This is a genomic window from Micromonospora sp. BL4 (genome assembly GCF_003667505.1).
In the GTDB taxonomy this organism is placed as follows: Bacteria; Actinomycetota; Actinomycetes; order Mycobacteriales; family Micromonosporaceae; genus Micromonospora.
The window spans coordinates 1-14726 of the sequence record NZ_RCVJ01000201.1 but is presented as its reverse complement, the minus strand read 5'-3'; the positions used below and the strand labels follow the sequence as shown (position 1 = coordinate 14726).

Sequence of the window (14726 nt, the reverse complement as noted above, 5' to 3'; positions counted from 1 at the left end):
GGAGGGGGCGGCGTGCGGGTTCTCGGGGTTGACCCTGGGTTGACCCGGTGCGGAGTCGGCGTCGTCGACGGGGTGCCCGGGCGACCCTGCACCCTGATCGCCTACTACGTGATCTACACCGACCCGGCCGACGACCTGTCGCTGCGGCTGCTGCACCTGGACCGGTCGCTGACCGACCTGGTCGCCGAGCACCGACCGGAGAGCGTCGCCGTCGAGCGGGTGTTCAGCCAGCACAACGTCCGCACGGTGATGGGCACCGCGCAGGCCAGCGGCATCGCCGTGCTGGCCGGGGCGCGCGCCGGGCTGCCGGTGCAGACGTACACCCCGAGCGAGGTGAAGGCGGCGGTGACCGGCTCCGGTCAGGCCGACAAGGCGCAGATGACCGCCATGGTGACGCGGCTGCTGCGGCTGGCCGAGCCGCCGAAGCCGGCCGACGCCGCCGACGCGCTCGCCCTGGCCATCTGCCACATCTGGCGCGGCGGGACCCGCTCCAAGCTGGCCGCCGCCGCCGACCGGGCACGACGAGGAGGAGCGCGATGATCGCCAGCGTGCGCGGCACGGTGACCGCGACAGGGCCGGACCAGGCCGTGATCGAGGTCGGCGGGGTCGGCCTGGCCGTGCACTGCGCCCCCGGGCTCATCGCCGAGCTGCGGATCGGCCAGAGCGCCCGGCTCGCCACCAGCCTGGTCGTCCGGGAGGATTCGCTGACCCTCTACGGCTTCGCCGACGACGACGCCAAGTCGCTGTTCGAGCTGCTCCAGACCGCCAGTGGGGTCGGCCCGAGGCTGGCCCAGGCGGTGCTTGCCGTGCACAGCCCGGACGCGGTGCGCAAGGCGATCGCCAACGCCGACACCGCCGCGCTGACCCGGGTGCCCGGAATCGGCAAGAAGGGCGCCGAGCGGCTGGTGCTGGAGCTGCGCGACCGGATCGGCCCGGTGCCGATCGGCGCCGACGGCGCGGCCGGGGTGACCGGTGGCAGCTGGCCCGAGCAGGTCCGCCAGGCGCTCATCGGGCTGGGCTGGACGGCCGGGCAGGCCGACCAGGCGGTGGCGGCGGTGGCGGAGACCGTCGACGGCGAGACCCCGCCCGTGCCGGTCCTGCTCCGGCAGGCCATCCGCCTGCTGGGTCGTACCCGATGAGTGAGACCGAGGGGCTCGTCTCGGCGTACGTCAGTGACGCCGACCGGGACGCGGAGGCCACCGTACGGCCCAAGCGGCTGGCCGAGTTCATCGCTCAGGACCGGGTCCGCGATCAGCTCGACCTGTTGTTGCAGGGCGCCATGCGGCGGGGCTCCCCGCCGGACCACATCCTGCTCTCCGGCCCGCCCGGCCTGGGCAAGACCAGCCTGGCCAACATCGTCGCGGCCGAGCTGGGCTCGGGCATCCGGGTGACCAGTGGCCCGGCGATCGAGCGCTCCGGCGACCTGGCGGCGATCCTGACCAGCCTCGCCGAGGGTGACGTGCTGTTCATCGACGAGATCCACCGCATCGCGCGGCCGGCGGAGGAGCTGCTGTACAGCGCGATGGAGGATTTCCGGGTCGACGTGGTGGTCGGCAAGGGTCCGGGCGCGACCGCCATTCCGCTGGACGTCGAGCCGTTCACCCTGGTCGGGGCGACCACGCGGTCGGGCCTGCTGACCGGGCCGATGCGGGACCGGTTCGGCTTCGTCGCGCACCTGGACTTCTACGCCCCGGCGGACCTGGAGACGCTGCTGCACCGCTCGGCGCGGATTCTCGGTGTGCCGATCACCGCTGAGGGCGCGGCTGAGATCGCCGGTCGTTCCCGGGGCACCCCGCGGATCGCCAACCGGCTGCTGCGCCGGGTCCGCGACTACGCGGAGGTGCGGGCCGAGGGCGTGGTCAACCTGGGTACGGCCCGCGCCGCGTTGACCGTGTACGACGTGGACGCGCTCGGCCTGGACCGGCTGGACCGGGCGGTGCTGACGGCGCTGGTCGACTCGTTCCGGGGCGGTCCGGTGGGGCTGTCCACCCTCGCCGTGGCGGTGGGGGAGCAGCCGGACACGGTCGAGGAGGTCTGCGAGCCGTTCCTGGTGCGCGCCGGCCTGCTGGCCCGTACCCCGCGCGGCCGGGTGGCCACCGAGGCGGCCTGGCGGCATCTGGGCCGAACGCCACCGAATGGTACATTTGGGGTGGATGTCCCAACGGCGCCCGATCTGTTCTCGTTGGACGCCGAACAGCCGTGATGTGAACGTGATCTGCACCGCATTCGGTGTTCTCAGGTGCAGGGATTAGACTTCGCCGCGGTCTGTACAGGACGTGAGAATCCGCCTCCGCTCCGGCACCCCATGTGCCGGGCAGGTGGCCAATGGGAAGGTCAGTAACCGTGCTTTACGCAGCAGCGGGTGGCGGGGCCGGCAGCTTCACGCCGATCCTGATGATCGCCCTGCTCTTCGGTGTCATGTACTTCATGATGATCCGCCCCCAGCAGAAGCGCCGTCGTGAGGCGGAGGCGATGCAGTCGAACCTCGGCCCCGGCGACGAGGTCGTGACCATCGGTGGGCTCTACGGCACGGTCACCGGCATCGAGGACGACACCGTCCTGATCGAGGTCGCCCCGGGCGTGCAGACCCGCTACGCCCGGCCGGCCATCGCCCGGGTGGTCACCCGCGCCGAGCTGCCGAGCGAGCCGGTCACCGAGGACGCGGACACCGTCAAGGAGTGACCCTCCCCTCGGGGGTGGCGGGTCCGGCGTACGGCCGGTCGGCGGCCCTCGGGGCCACCGCGCCCGACGGGGCAGCGGACGTGACGTGAAAACTGGATAGTTGGGTCGACGCCGGGCGTCGGCACGCACCCGTGACCGTCGGCGTCCCGCGCCGGCGCGTCCGGCCATCGTGCCGGCTCCCTCGCCGGCCCAGGTCAGACCCGTCGGCCGGGACCCCCGGCCCGACACCCGCCGCCGCCGCGCGCAGCGGCGCGACCGTACAGGGAGACAGGACAACCGTGGCACCACCTCAGGGACAGATGCGCCCCGGGCGGCAGCTCGCCGTGCTCGGGTTCATCTTCGTCGTCCTCTATCTTCTGGTGTTCTTCTCCGGCGCCAGCGGCAGCTTGAAGGACCGGCTCGAGCCCCGGCTCGGCCTGGACCTCATCGGCGGCACCCGGGTGACGCTGGAGGCGACCAACAGCGTCGACGGCAAGCCCCCGACGGCGGAGAACCTCGAGGAGGCCCGCCAGATCATCGAGAGCCGGGTCAACGCGTTCGGCGTTGCCGAGGCCGAGGTGGTCACCGAGGGCAACCGGAACATCGTCATCTCCCTGCCCGGTGAAAACCGGGACCTCACCGACGTGGGCAGCGCGGCCGAGCTGCGCTTCCGCAAGGTGATCAAGGCCGCCGACGGCAGCGGGGCGGCCACGGTGCCGCCGCCGGCCGCCACGCCGGCCCCCTCGGGCAGCGCCAGCCCGGCCCCGTCCGGCAGCGCGACCCCGACCCCGTCGGGCAGCGCCGCGCCGAAGGTGACGACCTCGCCGAGCGGCGGGCAGGGCGGGATGGCCCCGGCGCCCAGCGCCAGCGCCACGCCGACCCCCTCGGCCTCGGCCTCGGCCTCGCCGAGCGCCGCCGCGCCGTCGCCGAGCGCCAGCGCGGAGCCGGTGCCGGCCAGCATCGAGGAGCAGCGCAAGGCCGTCGAGCAGAAGGTCGGCGCTCCCGCCTGGCAGGCTGCCAGCAAACTGCAGGCCCCCGCCGACCTGAGCGCCGACCCGTCGCTGGCCGACACGCTCAAGCCGTTCGGCACGCTGTCGCCGCAGGAGGTGGCGGTGCTGCCGGCGCAGATGCAGTTCAACGTGCCGACGATCGGCTGCGCGCAGCTCGACAAGCGCCCGCCGGCGTCGATCTCCGACCCGAAGCAGCAGGTCGTCTCCTGCGAGGACGGCGCCTCGAAGTATCTGCTCGACCAGGCCAAGGTGCTGGGCACCGACGTGTCCGACGCCGACGCGGTGCTCGACCAGACCAACGCCTGGGTGGTCAGCCTCGACTTCACCGGCGACGGCCAGGGCAAGTGGACCGCCCTCACCCGTGAGGCGTTCACCAACGAGGGCCAGGCCTGCGACGCGACCGCGCTGGGTCAGGACGGCAAGTGCCGGGTGGCCGTCGTGCTGGACAACGAGATCGTCTCCTCCCCGGAGATCCAGGGCGTGCTGACCGGCAACTCCCAGATCACCGGCAACTTCAACCAGAAGGACGCCAGCGCTCTGGCCAGCCAGCTGCGCTACGGCGCGCTGCCGGTGACCTTCGAGCAGCAGGAGCAGCAGAACGTCACCGCCACCCTGGGCGCCAGCCACCTGCGCGCCGGTCTGCTGGCGGCCGGCATCGGCATGCTGCTGGTCATCATCTACGCGTTCTTCTACTACCGGCTGCTCGGCTCGGTGATCTTCCTGAGCCTGATCCTCTCCGCGCTGCTGGTCTTCGGCGCGCTGGTGGTGCTCGGCCGGCAGATCGGCTTCACGCTCACCCTCGCCGGCATCGCCGGCATGATCGTCTCGCTCGGTGTGGCGGCGGACTCGTTCGTCATCTACTTCGAACGATTGAAGGACGAGATCCGGGAGGGGCGCAGTCCGCGCAGCGCGGTGCCCCGTGCCTGGATGCGGGCCCGCCGCACGATCATCTCGGCCAACGCGATCACCCTGCTCTCCGCGGTGGTGCTCTACGTGGTCTCGGTCGGCACGGTCAAGGGCTTCGCGTTCGCCCTCGGCCTGGCCACCGTGCTGGACCTGGTCGTGGTCTTCCTCTTCCGGCACCCGATCATGACGATGTTCGCCCGGACCCGGGCGTTCCTGTCCCCGCGGGTCAGCGGTCTGGGTCGGGCGCTTCCGGCCCGCAACCAGCAGACTCAGCCCCGCAACCCGCGCGCCAAGGAGGCCTGAGATGGCTCAGAACGGTCTGGCGAGCCGCCTCTACAACGGCGAGGCCGGTCTCAACGTCGTCGGCCGGCGCAAGCTCTGGTTCGGCGTCGCCGGAGTCCTGGTCCTGATCGCGATCCTCAGCTTCTCGATTCGTGGCTTCAGCCTCGGCATCGAGTTCGCCGGCGGCAACTCGTTCCAGGTGCCGGCCAGCGTCGGCACCCTGGAGCAGGCCGAGGAGGAGGTCAACTCGGCCCTCGCCGCCGAGAACACCGGCGCCCACGTGGCCACCGCCCAGAAGGTCGGCGGCCCCGGCGGCGACTCCTACGAGCTGCGCACCGGGCAGCTCAGCGCCGAGCAGGCCAATGCCGTCAAGGCCCAGATCGCCGAGGACCTCGGCATCGAGCCGGCTCAGATCAGCGGCAACCAGGTCAGCGAGGCGTGGGGCAGCCAGGTGACCGAGCGGGCCGTCCTCGGCCTGATCATCTTCATCGCGCTGGTGATGGTCTACCTGATCCTGCGCTTCGAGTGGCGGATGGCGGTCGCCGCGGTCGCCTCGCTGTTCATGAACCTGATCCTCACCGCCGGCATCTACTCGCTGGTCGGCTTCGAGGTCACCCCGTCGACGATCATCGGCTTCCTCACGATCCTGGGCTTCGCGCTCTACGACGTGGTGGTGGTCTTCGACAAGGTTCAGGAGAACACCCGGGGCATCACCGCCAACAACAACCAGACGTACGGCGAGGCGGCCAACCTGGCCGTCAACCAGAGCCTGATGCGGTCGCTGAACACGTCGGTGGTCGCCCTGCTGCCCGTCGGTGGTCTGCTCTTCATCGGCGCCGGTCTGCTCGGCGCCGGCACGCTGAAGGACCTCGGCCTGGTGCTGTTCGTCGGTATGGCGGTGGCGTTCCTGACCTCCATCCTGGTGGCCACCCCGCTTTTGGCGCTGCTGAAGAACTACGACCCGCGGATCCAGGCCCACAACAAGCGGGTGCTGGCCCGCCGGGGCGCGCTGTCCCGTGGCGAGGTCACGCCGAAGGGCGCCCCGAGCCCGGCCCAGGCCGACGGTGCGGACACCCCGGTCGACCCGGACTCCGCCGCGCTGGCCGGCGCCGCCCCCAAGGTGGGCGCCCGTCCGGCGGGCAAGCGGTCGACCGGCGCCCGGGGCGGTCGCCCGGGTGGCGGCGGCAACCGGCCGGGTGGCGCCAAGCGGCGCTGACCGGCCCCGGGGTCGCCCCGGCAGGAAACGCCCGAACGGCGTCCGGCATGCTGTGCGAGCAGCATCCGGACGCCGTCGTCGTTGGAAGGAAACGGAACAGCCGTGACGGAGACCCACAGCACCGTGCCGCACGGGGACAGCGGCCCGGAGACCGCCCGGCTGGTGGCCAGCCGGGTGCTGGACGTGCCCGACTTCCCCCAGCCCGGTGTCCTGTTCAAGGACCTGATGCCGCTGTTCGCCGACGGTGCGGCGTTCCGCGAGGTGACCGACGGGATCATCGCGTACCACGGGCGGGACAGCTTCGACGTGGTGGTCGGCATCGAAGCGCGCGGGTTCGTCGTCGCGGCGGCCGTCGCGTACGCGGCCGGGGTGGGTGTGGTGCCGGTGCGCAAGGCCGGCAAGCTGCCCCGCCCGGCCCACTCGGTCTCCTACGCCCTGGAGTACGGCGAAGCCACCCTGGAGGTGCACGAGGACGCCTTCACGGCCGGGCACCGGGTGCTGGTGGTCGACGACGTGCTGGCCACCGGTGGCACCGCCGAGGCGACGCTGGACCTGGTGGAGCGGGCCGGGGGGACCGTCACCGGTTTCACCGTGCTGCTGGAGCTCGCCTTCCTGGGCGCCCGGAAGCGGCTGGCCCCGCGTCCCGTCCATGCCCTGCTGACCGTTTGAGCGCCGACCCGTCGGGCGGACCGGGCGCCGACCGTCCGGCGGAGCGGCAGGGGACCGTCCGTGCGGGTAGCATTGCCCTTTGCTGACGCCGGCGGTACGCCGTCCGGCGGCGCGAGACCAGGCCGGCCGACGTACGGCCGGTGTGTTCCGGCGAGCGGTGAGGAGGCCGGTGTCCCACGATGTCGTCCCTCCGGTGGAGGGCACGGTGCACCCGACAGGCGACGCTGACGGCTCGGTGACGGACCGGAACGGTGACGCGCCGACCAGGGTGACGGGCGCCGGCAACGGCTCCGGCAAGGCTCCGGCCGAGGGCGCGGTGCTTCCGACCGCCGGCGCCGTCGAGGCGTCCCCCGGGGCCGACGGTGTCGTGGTCCCGTTCCCGACCGACGCCGGGCTCGACCCGTCGCCGAGCGGCGGCTTCGGGCTGTCCAACGCGCCCACCGGGCGTCGGGTCCGGGCGCGGCTGGCCCGCTTCAACGCGCCGTGGCAGACCTCGCAGGTCAGCGAGGTGCTGGAGCCGCTCATCGCCAGCCACCGGGAAAATCACCCGAAGGCCGACGCCCGGCTGCTCCAGCGCGCCTTCGACACGGCCGCGCGGTGGCATTCCGGGCAGTACCGCAAGTCCGGCGACCCGTACATCACCCACCCGCTCGCGGTGGCCACCATCCTGGGCAACCTGGGGATGGACACCACCACGCTGGTCGCCGCGCTGTTGCACGACACCATCGAGGACACCGAGTACACCCTCGACCAGATGCGCGCCGACTTCGGCGGCGAGGTCGCCCTGCTGGTCGACGGCGTCACCAAACTGGACAAGGTCAAGCTGGGCGACGCGGCCAAGGCCGAGACGATCCGCAAGATGGTCGTGGCCATGGCCAAGGACCCGCGGGTGCTGGTGATCAAGCTGGCCGACCGGCTGCACAACATGCGGACCCTGACCTTCCTGCCCCGTCCCAAGCAGGAGCAGAAGGCCAAGGAAACGCTGGAGATCCTGGCCCCGCTGGCCCACCGGCTGGGTATGAACACGATCAAGTGGGAGCTGGAGGATCTGGCCTTCGGCACGCTGTTCCCGAAGCGCTACGAGGAGATCAACCGGCTGATCGGGGAGCACCAGCCGCAGCGCGAGGCGCTGCTGCGCCAGGTGACGCAGAAGGTGCAGACCGACCTGAAGGCCGCCAAGATCAAGGCGGAGACCACCGGCCGGCCGAAGCACCTCTACTCGATCTACCAGAAGATGATCGTGCGGGGTCGCGACTTCAACGACATCTACGACCTGGTCGGCGTGCGGATCCTGGTCGACACGGTTCGGGACTGCTACGCCGCGCTGGGCGTGATCCACGCCAACTGGCAGCCGGTGCCGGGCCGGTTCAAGGACTACATCGCCATGCCCAAGTTCAACATGTACCAGTCGTTGCACACGACGGTCATCGGGCCCACCGGCAAGCCGGTGGAGATGCAGATCCGCACGTACGCGATGCACCGCACCGCGGAGTTCGGCATCGCCGCGCATTGGAAGTACAAGGAGCACAAGGGCACCCAGATCGTGGGCCCGCCTGCGCACATCGACGAGATGACCTGGCTGCGGCAACTGCTCGACTGGCAGCGCGAGGCGGCCGACCCGAGCGAGTTCCTCGACGCGCTGCGCTTCGACCTGTCGAGCCAGGAGGTGTACGTCTTCACCCCGAAGGGTGACGTCATCCCGCTGCCGACCGGGTCGACGCCGGTGGACTTCGCGTACGCGGTGCACACCGAGGTCGGGCACAAGTGCATCGGCGCGCGGGTCAACGGCAAGCTGGTGCCGCTGGAGTCGACGCTCTCCAACGGCGACGTGATCGAGATCTTCACCTCGAAGTCGGAGACCGCCGGCCCGACGCAGGACTGGCTGGGCTTCGTCAAGAGCCCCCGCGCGCGTACGAAGATCCGCCAGTACTTCAACAAGGAGCGGCGCGAGGAGGCGATCGAGGCCGGCAAGGACGCGATCGTCAAGGCGATGCGCAAGCAGGGCATGCCGTTGCAGCGGATGCTCACCTCCGACGCGCTGATGTCGATCGCCCGGGACCTGCACCTGGCCGACGTGGCGTCGCTCTACGCGGCGGTCGGCGACAGCCAGGTCTCCGCGCAGTCGGTGGTGCAGAAGCTGATGGCCGCGTACGGCGGCGAGGAGGGCGCGGCGGAGGACATCGCCGAGACCGCCGTCGCCACACGGCCGCCGCGCAGTCGGCAGAGCAGCAGCGATCCGGGTGTGGTGGTTCGGGGCGTCAGTGACGTCTGGATCAAGCTGGCCCGCTGCTGCACCCCGGTGCCACCGGATTCGGTGTTCGGCTTCGTCACCCGCTCCGGCGGGGTGAGCGTGCACCGCGACGACTGCGCCAACGCCGAGGACCTGCGGGCGCAGGCCGAGCGGGTCGTCGAGGTGAGTTGGAAGCTCACCTCCGCCTCGACGTTCCTGGTGGCCATCCAGGTCGAAGCCCTGGACCGGCACAAGCTGCTGGCCGACGTCACCCGGGTGCTCTCCGACGAGCGGGTCAACATCCTGTCCGCCACGGTCACCACCACCCGCGACCGGGTGGCGGTGAGCCGGTTCAGCTTCGAGATGGCCGACCCGAAGCACCTGGGCCACCTGCTGGCCACGGTCCGCAAGGTCGACGGCGTCTTCGACGCCTACCGGGTCACCTCCGGCGCCTGAGGCGTACCCCGGACACGAAAGCGCCCGCCGGCTCAGCCGGCGGGCGCTTCGTTGTCTCCTCGGGTGTCAGCCCTGCGGCGCGCTCATCGTGAGGTCCTTGATGATGACCTCCTTCTTCGGGTGCCCACCACCGGGCTGCGGGGCGAACGCCCCGTCGTCGCCGGCCTTGGCCACGTCCTTGACGATGTCCAGGCCACCGGTGATGTTGCCGAGCACCGTGTACGCCGGGTCCAGCGGCGAGTCGCCGTAGACGATGAAGAACTGGCTGCCGGTGCTGCCCGGCTGGCCGGAGTTGGCCATCGCGATGACACCCTCCGGGTACGGCGGGCGCTTGTCGGTGGGCAGGTTCTCCTCGGGCAGCCGGTAGGTCGGGCCGCCCGTGCCGTCGGTCTCCCGCCAGCCCTTGCCGGTGGCGCTGGGGTCACCGCACTGCAACACCTTGATGCCCTCGGTCACCATCCGGTGGCACTTCGTGTTGTCGAAGAAGTTCTTCTCCGCGAGGTGGGTGAAGCTGCCCGCCGTGCACGGCACCAGCGACCGGTCGACCTTGGCCGTGATCGGGCCCAGGTTCGTGTCGATCGTCATGGTCTGCACGCCGGTGCCGGACTGCTCGTTGCTCGGCACCCCGACGTCCTTGAGCTGCGGGCTCCGCTGGTCGGCGGGCACCTGGTTGTAGGCGCACTCGGACGCGCCGGGCGCCTGGGCGGCGGTGTCGGCCTTGTCGTCGTCGCCGCCGAGGCTCATCGCCAGCCAGACGGTGCCGGCGACCACGAGCACCAGCGCGGCGCCCGCGCCGATGATCGCCTGCGTCTGGCGACGCTTGCGGGCCCTGGCCGAGCGCTCGGCCATCTCCTTCTCGAGCCGGGCGCGTGCCGCCGCGCGCTGCCGCTCTCTGGTGGACGTCACGCCTGGATCCTCCTGGCTGTCTGCTTCTGGGTGCCGCTCGGGTGGGGTGGCGCCACGGTCAGCCGGCGCTCGGGCTGCTGGCCGGGGTGCCGGAGGCCGACGGCGACGGTGCCGCGGCGGTGACCGGCTCACCAACGGTGAGGCTCTGGATCACCACGTCGGTCTTGGGCTTGACCTTGGCCCCCGTCCCATTGTCCACGGTCGGCAGGGCCCCGATCTTCTCCACCACGTCCAGCCCGCCGGTCACCCGGCCGATCACGGGGTACTTCGGGTCGGTGGTGGTGAAGTCCTTGAAGAAGATCAGGAACTGGCTGCCGTTGCTGCCCGGCGGGTTGGAGATCATCGCCACGGTCCCCTTCGGGTACGTGGGCGGCTGGCCGGGCGCCGGGCTGGCCGACGGCGACGCGGACGGCACGGTCGGCACGTCCTCGTCGTAGAACGAGTAGGTCGGCCCGCCGAGGCCGGTGCCGCTGGGGTCGCCGCAGCGCAGCGCGCCGTCGGCGGTGATCTCGTGGCACTTGGTGTTGTCGTAGAACGACCGGCTCGCCAGGTGGGCGATGCTCGCCGCGGCACACGGTGAGTTGGTCAGGTTCAACTCGGCGGTGATCGGCGCGCCCTGGTTGGTGGTCACGGTCATCGCCCGGGTGCCGTCGGTGGGCAGGCCCTTGGTCTCCGGGGTGCCGACGTCCTTGAGGTTGGTGTTGGCCGTCGCGTCCTGCGGCGTCCAGAGGCAGGTGTCCTCAGCGGCCGTGTTCTGCTTCGGGTCGGAGTCGAACGCCCCGAGCGCCCAGGCCGAGCCGGCCACGATCAGCACGAGGACCACGACCGCGCCGACACCGGCCTGGATCTGCCGACGGCGCCGCGTGGCGGCGGCCCGGCGGGCCAACTGCCGGTCGAGCTTCTCCCGCGCCAGTTTGCGCTGCCGGTCCCTGCTGGAAGCCACCCGTGCTCCCCTTCCTCTACCTGGTCGTCCCCGGCGGCCGGGCGTCCCGGCCCGTCAGGCGTCACGTGTGCCGCGCCACACGCCCGCCAGAGTGTACGGCTAGCGACTGGGAATGTGGTGTACGAGGTCCACCCCGCCGCCAGCAGCCCTTATCGGGCGATGTCACTGTGCTCGGAGGGACGGGTGGGACGGGACGCGGCAAACCCGCCGGGCCCGCCGGTTAGGCTGCTGGCAGGACGACAGCTCGACGGAAGGACAGCGCCCGTGCTCGTGGCCGGCTTTCCCGCGGACGCCTTCGGCACCAACTGCTATGTGGTGGCCACGGCGCCGGGGGAGCAGTGCGTGGTGGTCGACCCCGGCATCGGGGTGCTCGACCAGCTCGACGCCCTGCTCGCCGAGCACCGCCTGCATCCCGCCGCCGTGCTGCTCACCCACGGCCACCTCGACCACACCTTCTCGGTCGCGCCGGTCTGCGGTGCCCGCGGCATCACCGCGTACGTCCACCCCGGCGACCGGGAGATGCTGGCCGACCCGGCCAAGGGCCTCTCGACCGATCTGACCTCGCTCTTCGGCGGCCGGTTGAGCTACACCGAGCCGGAGGACGTGGCGGAGCTGACCGACGGCGCCACCCTCGCGCTGGCCGGCCTGGAGATCGCCGTCGACCATGCACCGGGCCATACCGGCGGGTCGGTGCTGTTCCGGCTGCCCGCCGCCGGGTCGGGCTGGGACGCCGAGGAGCTGTGCCTCTCCGGCGACGTGCTCTTCGCCGGCTCGATCGGTCGCACCGACCTGCCCGGCGGCAGCATGCCGGCGATGCTCACCAGCCTGCGCGACAAGATCCTCCCGCTGGCCGACGACACCGTCGTGCTGCCCGGCCACGGCCCCAGCACCACCATCGGCCGTGAGCGCGCCAGCAACCCGTACCTCATCGAGGTGGCGCAGGTCGGCGGCGGCCGACCGGCGGCGCCCACCCGGGGCCTCTAGATCTCGTCCGCGCCGCGCGCGGACCCACGACACCACCGCGCCGCGGGCGCGGGATCGCAAGGAGTACGCCGATGAGCAAGCCCACGCCCATCTCCGGCTTCCCGGAGTGGACCCCCGGCCAGCGGATGATCGAGCAGTTCGTGCTCGACCGGATCCGGGCCACCTTCGAGCTGTACGGTTTCGCCCCGCTGGAGACGCGCGCGGTGGAGCCGCTGGACCAGCTGCTGCGCAAGGGCGAGACCTCGAAGGAGGTCTACGTGATCCGGCGGCTGCACGCCGACGCCGAGGGGACCGGCGGCGACGACCAGCTCGGCCTGCACTTCGACCTCACGGTGCCGTTCGCCCGGTACGTGCTGGAGAACGCCGGCAAGCTCACCTTCCCGTTCCGCCGCTACCAGATCCAGAAGGTGTGGCGGGGCGAGCGGCCGCAGGAGGGGCGTTACCGGGAGTTCGTCCAGGCCGACATCGACATCGTCGACCGGGACACTCTGGCCCCGCACCACGAGGCGGAGATGCCGCTGGTGATCGGGGACGCGCTGGGCGCGCTGCCGATCCCGCCGGTGACGATCCAGGTCAACAACCGCAAGATCTGTGAGGGTTTCTACCGGGGCATCGGGCTGACCGACCCGGAGGCGACGCTGCGCGCGGTGGACAAGCTCGACAAGATCGGCCCGGCGAAGGTGGCCGAGCTGCTCGCCCAGACCGCCGGGGCGAGCGAGGCGCAGGCCAAGGCGTGCCTGGCGCTGGCCGAGATCTCCGCCCCGGACGCCTCGTTCGCCGACGCCGTGCGCGCGCTGGGCGTCACCGACCCGCTGCTCGACGAGGGCATCGAGGAGCTGGTGCGGGTGGTGGAGACCGCCGCCGAGCACTCGCCCGGCCTCTGCGTGGCGGACCTGCGCATCGCCCGTGGCCTGGACTACTACACCGGCACGGTCTACGAGACCCAGCTGCGCGGCTACGAGCGGTTCGGCTCGATCTGCTCCGGCGGCCGGTACGACAATCTGGCCAGCGCCGGCGCCACCTCGTACCCCGGGGTGGGGATCTCGATCGGCGTGACCCGGCTGCTCGGGCTGCTCTTCGGCGCGGGCGAGCTGTCGATCTCCCGCGAGGTGCCGACCGCCGTGCTGGTCGCGGTGACCAGCGAGGAGCGGCGCGGCGCCAGCAACCGGGTGGCCGAGGCGCTGCGGCGGCGCGGGGTGCCGACCGAGGTGTCGCCGAGCGCGGCGAAGTTCGGCAAGCAGATCCGCTACGCCGAGCGGCGCGGCATCCCGTACGTCTGGTTCCCGGGTGTCGACGGTGCGCCGGACGAGGTGAAGGACATCCGCTCCGGCGAGCAGGTCACGGCGGGTGCGGGGGAGTGGATGCCGCCCCGGGAGGATGTGAAACCGGCGGTTGGCTGAGCGCTCCACTGGCGCGTACGGCCGCGGGGACCTACGGTAGCGTAAGTTACGCCACCGTAGGGAGTTTCTCGTGACCATGAGCACCACGCTGAGTCAGACCGCACTGCTCGTCGAGTTGGAGCCGGTTGTCGCACGCAACCTGGACCGCCACCTCTCGCTGGCGAAGGAGTGGTTCCCGCACGAGTACGTGCCGTGGAGCGAAGGGCGTACCTTCGACGGGCCGCTCGGCGGCGAGGCGTGGTCGCCGACCGACTCCACCATCCCCGACGTGGCCCGCACGGCGCTGATCGTCAACCTGCTCACCGAGGACAACCTGCCCTCGTACCACCACGAGATCGCCACCCTGTTCGGCCGGGACGGCGCGTGGGGCACCTGGGTGCACCGGTGGACGGCGGAGGAGGGCCGGCACGGCACGGCGATCCGCGACTACCTGACGGTCACCCGGGCCGTCGACCCGGTGGCGCTGGAGCGGGCCCGGATGACGCACATGTCCGAGGGCTACGAGAACGTGCACGGTGACGAGGTGCTGCACTCGCTGGCGTACGTCTCGTTCCAGGAGCTGGCCACCCGGATCTCGCACCGCAACACCGGCAAGGCCACCGGCGACCCCGCCTGCGAGGCGCTGCTGGCCCGGGTGGCCGCCGACGAGAACCTGCACATGGTCTTCTACCGCAACCTGCTCGCCGCCGCGTTCGAGCTGGCCCCGAGTCAGGCCATGCGGGCCGTCGCCGACGTGGTGGCCGATTTCCAGATGCCGGGCAACGGCATCGAGGGCTTCGCCCGCAAGTCGGTGGCGATCGCCCTGGCCGGCATCTACGACCTGCGCCAGCACCGCGACGAGGTGCTGCTGCCGGTGCTGCGCCAGTGGGACGTGTTCAACGTGACCGGCCTGAACGCCGACGGCGAGGCCGCCCGCGAACAGCTGGCCGGCCAACTCGACACGCTGGAGCGCGCCGCCGCCCGCTTCGAGGAGAAGCGCGATGCCCGCGCCTCCCGCCTAGCCCTGCGCTGAACCTGTCTCTTATACACCTCTGACGCTGCCGACGATAAGGCTCGTGTAGAT

Annotated in this window: 13 protein-coding genes; 11 read left to right on the top strand and 2 right to left on the bottom strand. The window is 71.6% G+C overall.

Going from position 1 to position 14726, the window contains the following annotated elements; genetic code table 11:
- Positions 1-12 precede the first annotated feature (12 nt).
- The 8 genes from ruvC to EAD89_RS26905 all read left to right on the top strand — a co-directional run bounded on the left by ruvC (position 13) and on the right by EAD89_RS26905 (position 9430).
- Positions 13-540 (top strand): crossover junction endodeoxyribonuclease RuvC, encoded by a 528-nt coding sequence (ruvC, locus tag EAD89_RS26940; RefSeq protein WP_121677676.1) that lies wholly within the window; start codon positions 13-15, stop codon positions 538-540.
- Positions 537-1139 carry a Holliday junction branch migration protein RuvA gene (gene ruvA, locus EAD89_RS26935; RefSeq protein WP_121677675.1) on the top strand — a complete coding sequence of 201 codons (603 nt, stop codon included), beginning with the start codon at positions 537-539 and terminating at the stop codon, positions 1137-1139. Before ruvC ends, ruvA begins: the two co-directional genes overlap by 4 nt.
- Positions 1136-2203, top strand: a complete 1068-nt coding sequence (gene ruvB, locus EAD89_RS26930) for a Holliday junction branch migration DNA helicase RuvB (RefSeq protein ID WP_121677674.1) — start codon at positions 1136-1138, stop codon at positions 2201-2203. Before ruvA ends, ruvB begins: the two co-directional genes overlap by 4 nt.
- Before the next feature lie 140 nt (positions 2204-2343).
- Complete coding sequence (gene yajC / locus EAD89_RS26925; RefSeq protein WP_199723548.1) at positions 2344-2682, top strand: preprotein translocase subunit YajC; 339 nt, start codon at positions 2344-2346, stop codon at positions 2680-2682.
- A 278-nt stretch (positions 2683-2960) separates the two neighbouring features.
- Positions 2961-4880, top strand: coding sequence for a protein translocase subunit SecD (secD, locus tag EAD89_RS26920; RefSeq protein ID WP_199733642.1), 1920 nt, complete (start codon positions 2961-2963; stop codon positions 4878-4880).
- A 1-nt stretch (position 4881) separates the two neighbouring features.
- Entirely contained in the window at positions 4882-6075 is a 1194-nt protein-coding gene (secF, locus tag EAD89_RS26915) for a protein translocase subunit SecF (RefSeq protein ID WP_121677672.1), read from the top strand.
- A 102-nt stretch (positions 6076-6177) separates the two neighbouring features.
- Entirely contained in the window at positions 6178-6744 is a 567-nt protein-coding gene (locus tag EAD89_RS26910; RefSeq protein WP_121657127.1) for an adenine phosphoribosyltransferase, read from the top strand.
- Between the two features lie 193 nt (positions 6745-6937).
- Complete coding sequence (locus EAD89_RS26905) at positions 6938-9430, top strand: bifunctional (p)ppGpp synthetase/guanosine-3',5'-bis(diphosphate) 3'-pyrophosphohydrolase (RefSeq protein ID WP_199723603.1); 2493 nt, start codon at positions 6938-6940, stop codon at positions 9428-9430.
- Between the two features lie 66 nt (positions 9431-9496).
- On the opposite strand, the gene EAD89_RS26900 is transcribed toward EAD89_RS26905, so the two are convergent.
- Both EAD89_RS26900 and EAD89_RS26895 read right to left on the bottom strand, forming a co-directional pair.
- Positions 9497-10336, bottom strand: coding sequence for a peptidylprolyl isomerase (locus EAD89_RS26900; protein WP_121657129.1), 840 nt, complete (start codon positions 10334-10336; stop codon positions 9497-9499).
- A 58-nt stretch (positions 10337-10394) separates the two neighbouring features.
- On the bottom strand, positions 10395-11279 hold the full coding sequence (locus tag EAD89_RS26895; protein WP_121657130.1) for a peptidylprolyl isomerase: 885 nt from the start codon (positions 11277-11279) through the stop codon (positions 10395-10397).
- Between the two features lie 264 nt (positions 11280-11543).
- Between EAD89_RS26895 and EAD89_RS26890 the strand changes: the two genes are divergently transcribed.
- The 3 genes from EAD89_RS26890 to EAD89_RS26880 all read left to right on the top strand — a co-directional run bounded on the left by EAD89_RS26890 (position 11544) and on the right by EAD89_RS26880 (position 14675).
- The gene (locus EAD89_RS26890; RefSeq protein ID WP_121657131.1) at positions 11544-12263 is read left to right on the top strand and encodes an MBL fold metallo-hydrolase; all 720 of its coding nucleotides are present in this window, start codon (positions 11544-11546) and stop codon (positions 12261-12263) included.
- 71 nt (positions 12264-12334) lie between these two features.
- The gene (gene hisS, locus EAD89_RS26885; protein ID WP_121677671.1) at positions 12335-13663 is read left to right on the top strand and encodes a histidine--tRNA ligase; all 1329 of its coding nucleotides are present in this window, start codon (positions 12335-12337) and stop codon (positions 13661-13663) included.
- Between the two features lie 76 nt (positions 13664-13739).
- Positions 13740-14675 carry an acyl-ACP desaturase gene (locus EAD89_RS26880; protein ID WP_121657134.1) on the top strand — a complete coding sequence of 312 codons (936 nt, stop codon included), beginning with the start codon at positions 13740-13742 and terminating at the stop codon, positions 14673-14675.
- The last annotated feature ends 51 nt before the right edge of the window (positions 14676-14726 follow it).

Excerpts from the sequence above, each read along its gene's own strand:
- ruvA (WP_121677675.1), top strand. The coding sequence starts at position 537 with ATGATCGCCAGCGTGCGCGGCACGGTGACCGCGACAGGGCCGGACCAG.
- ruvB (WP_121677674.1), top strand. The coding sequence starts at position 1,136 with ATGAGTGAGACCGAGGGGCTCGTCTCGGCGTACGTCAGTGACGCCGAC.
- secF (WP_121677672.1), top strand. The coding sequence starts at position 4,882 with ATGGCTCAGAACGGTCTGGCGAGCCGCCTCTACAACGGCGAGGCCGGT.
- hisS (WP_121677671.1), top strand. The coding sequence starts at position 12,335 with ATGAGCAAGCCCACGCCCATCTCCGGCTTCCCGGAGTGGACCCCCGGC.
- EAD89_RS26880 (WP_121657134.1), top strand. The coding sequence starts at position 13,740 with ATGAGCACCACGCTGAGTCAGACCGCACTGCTCGTCGAGTTGGAGCCG.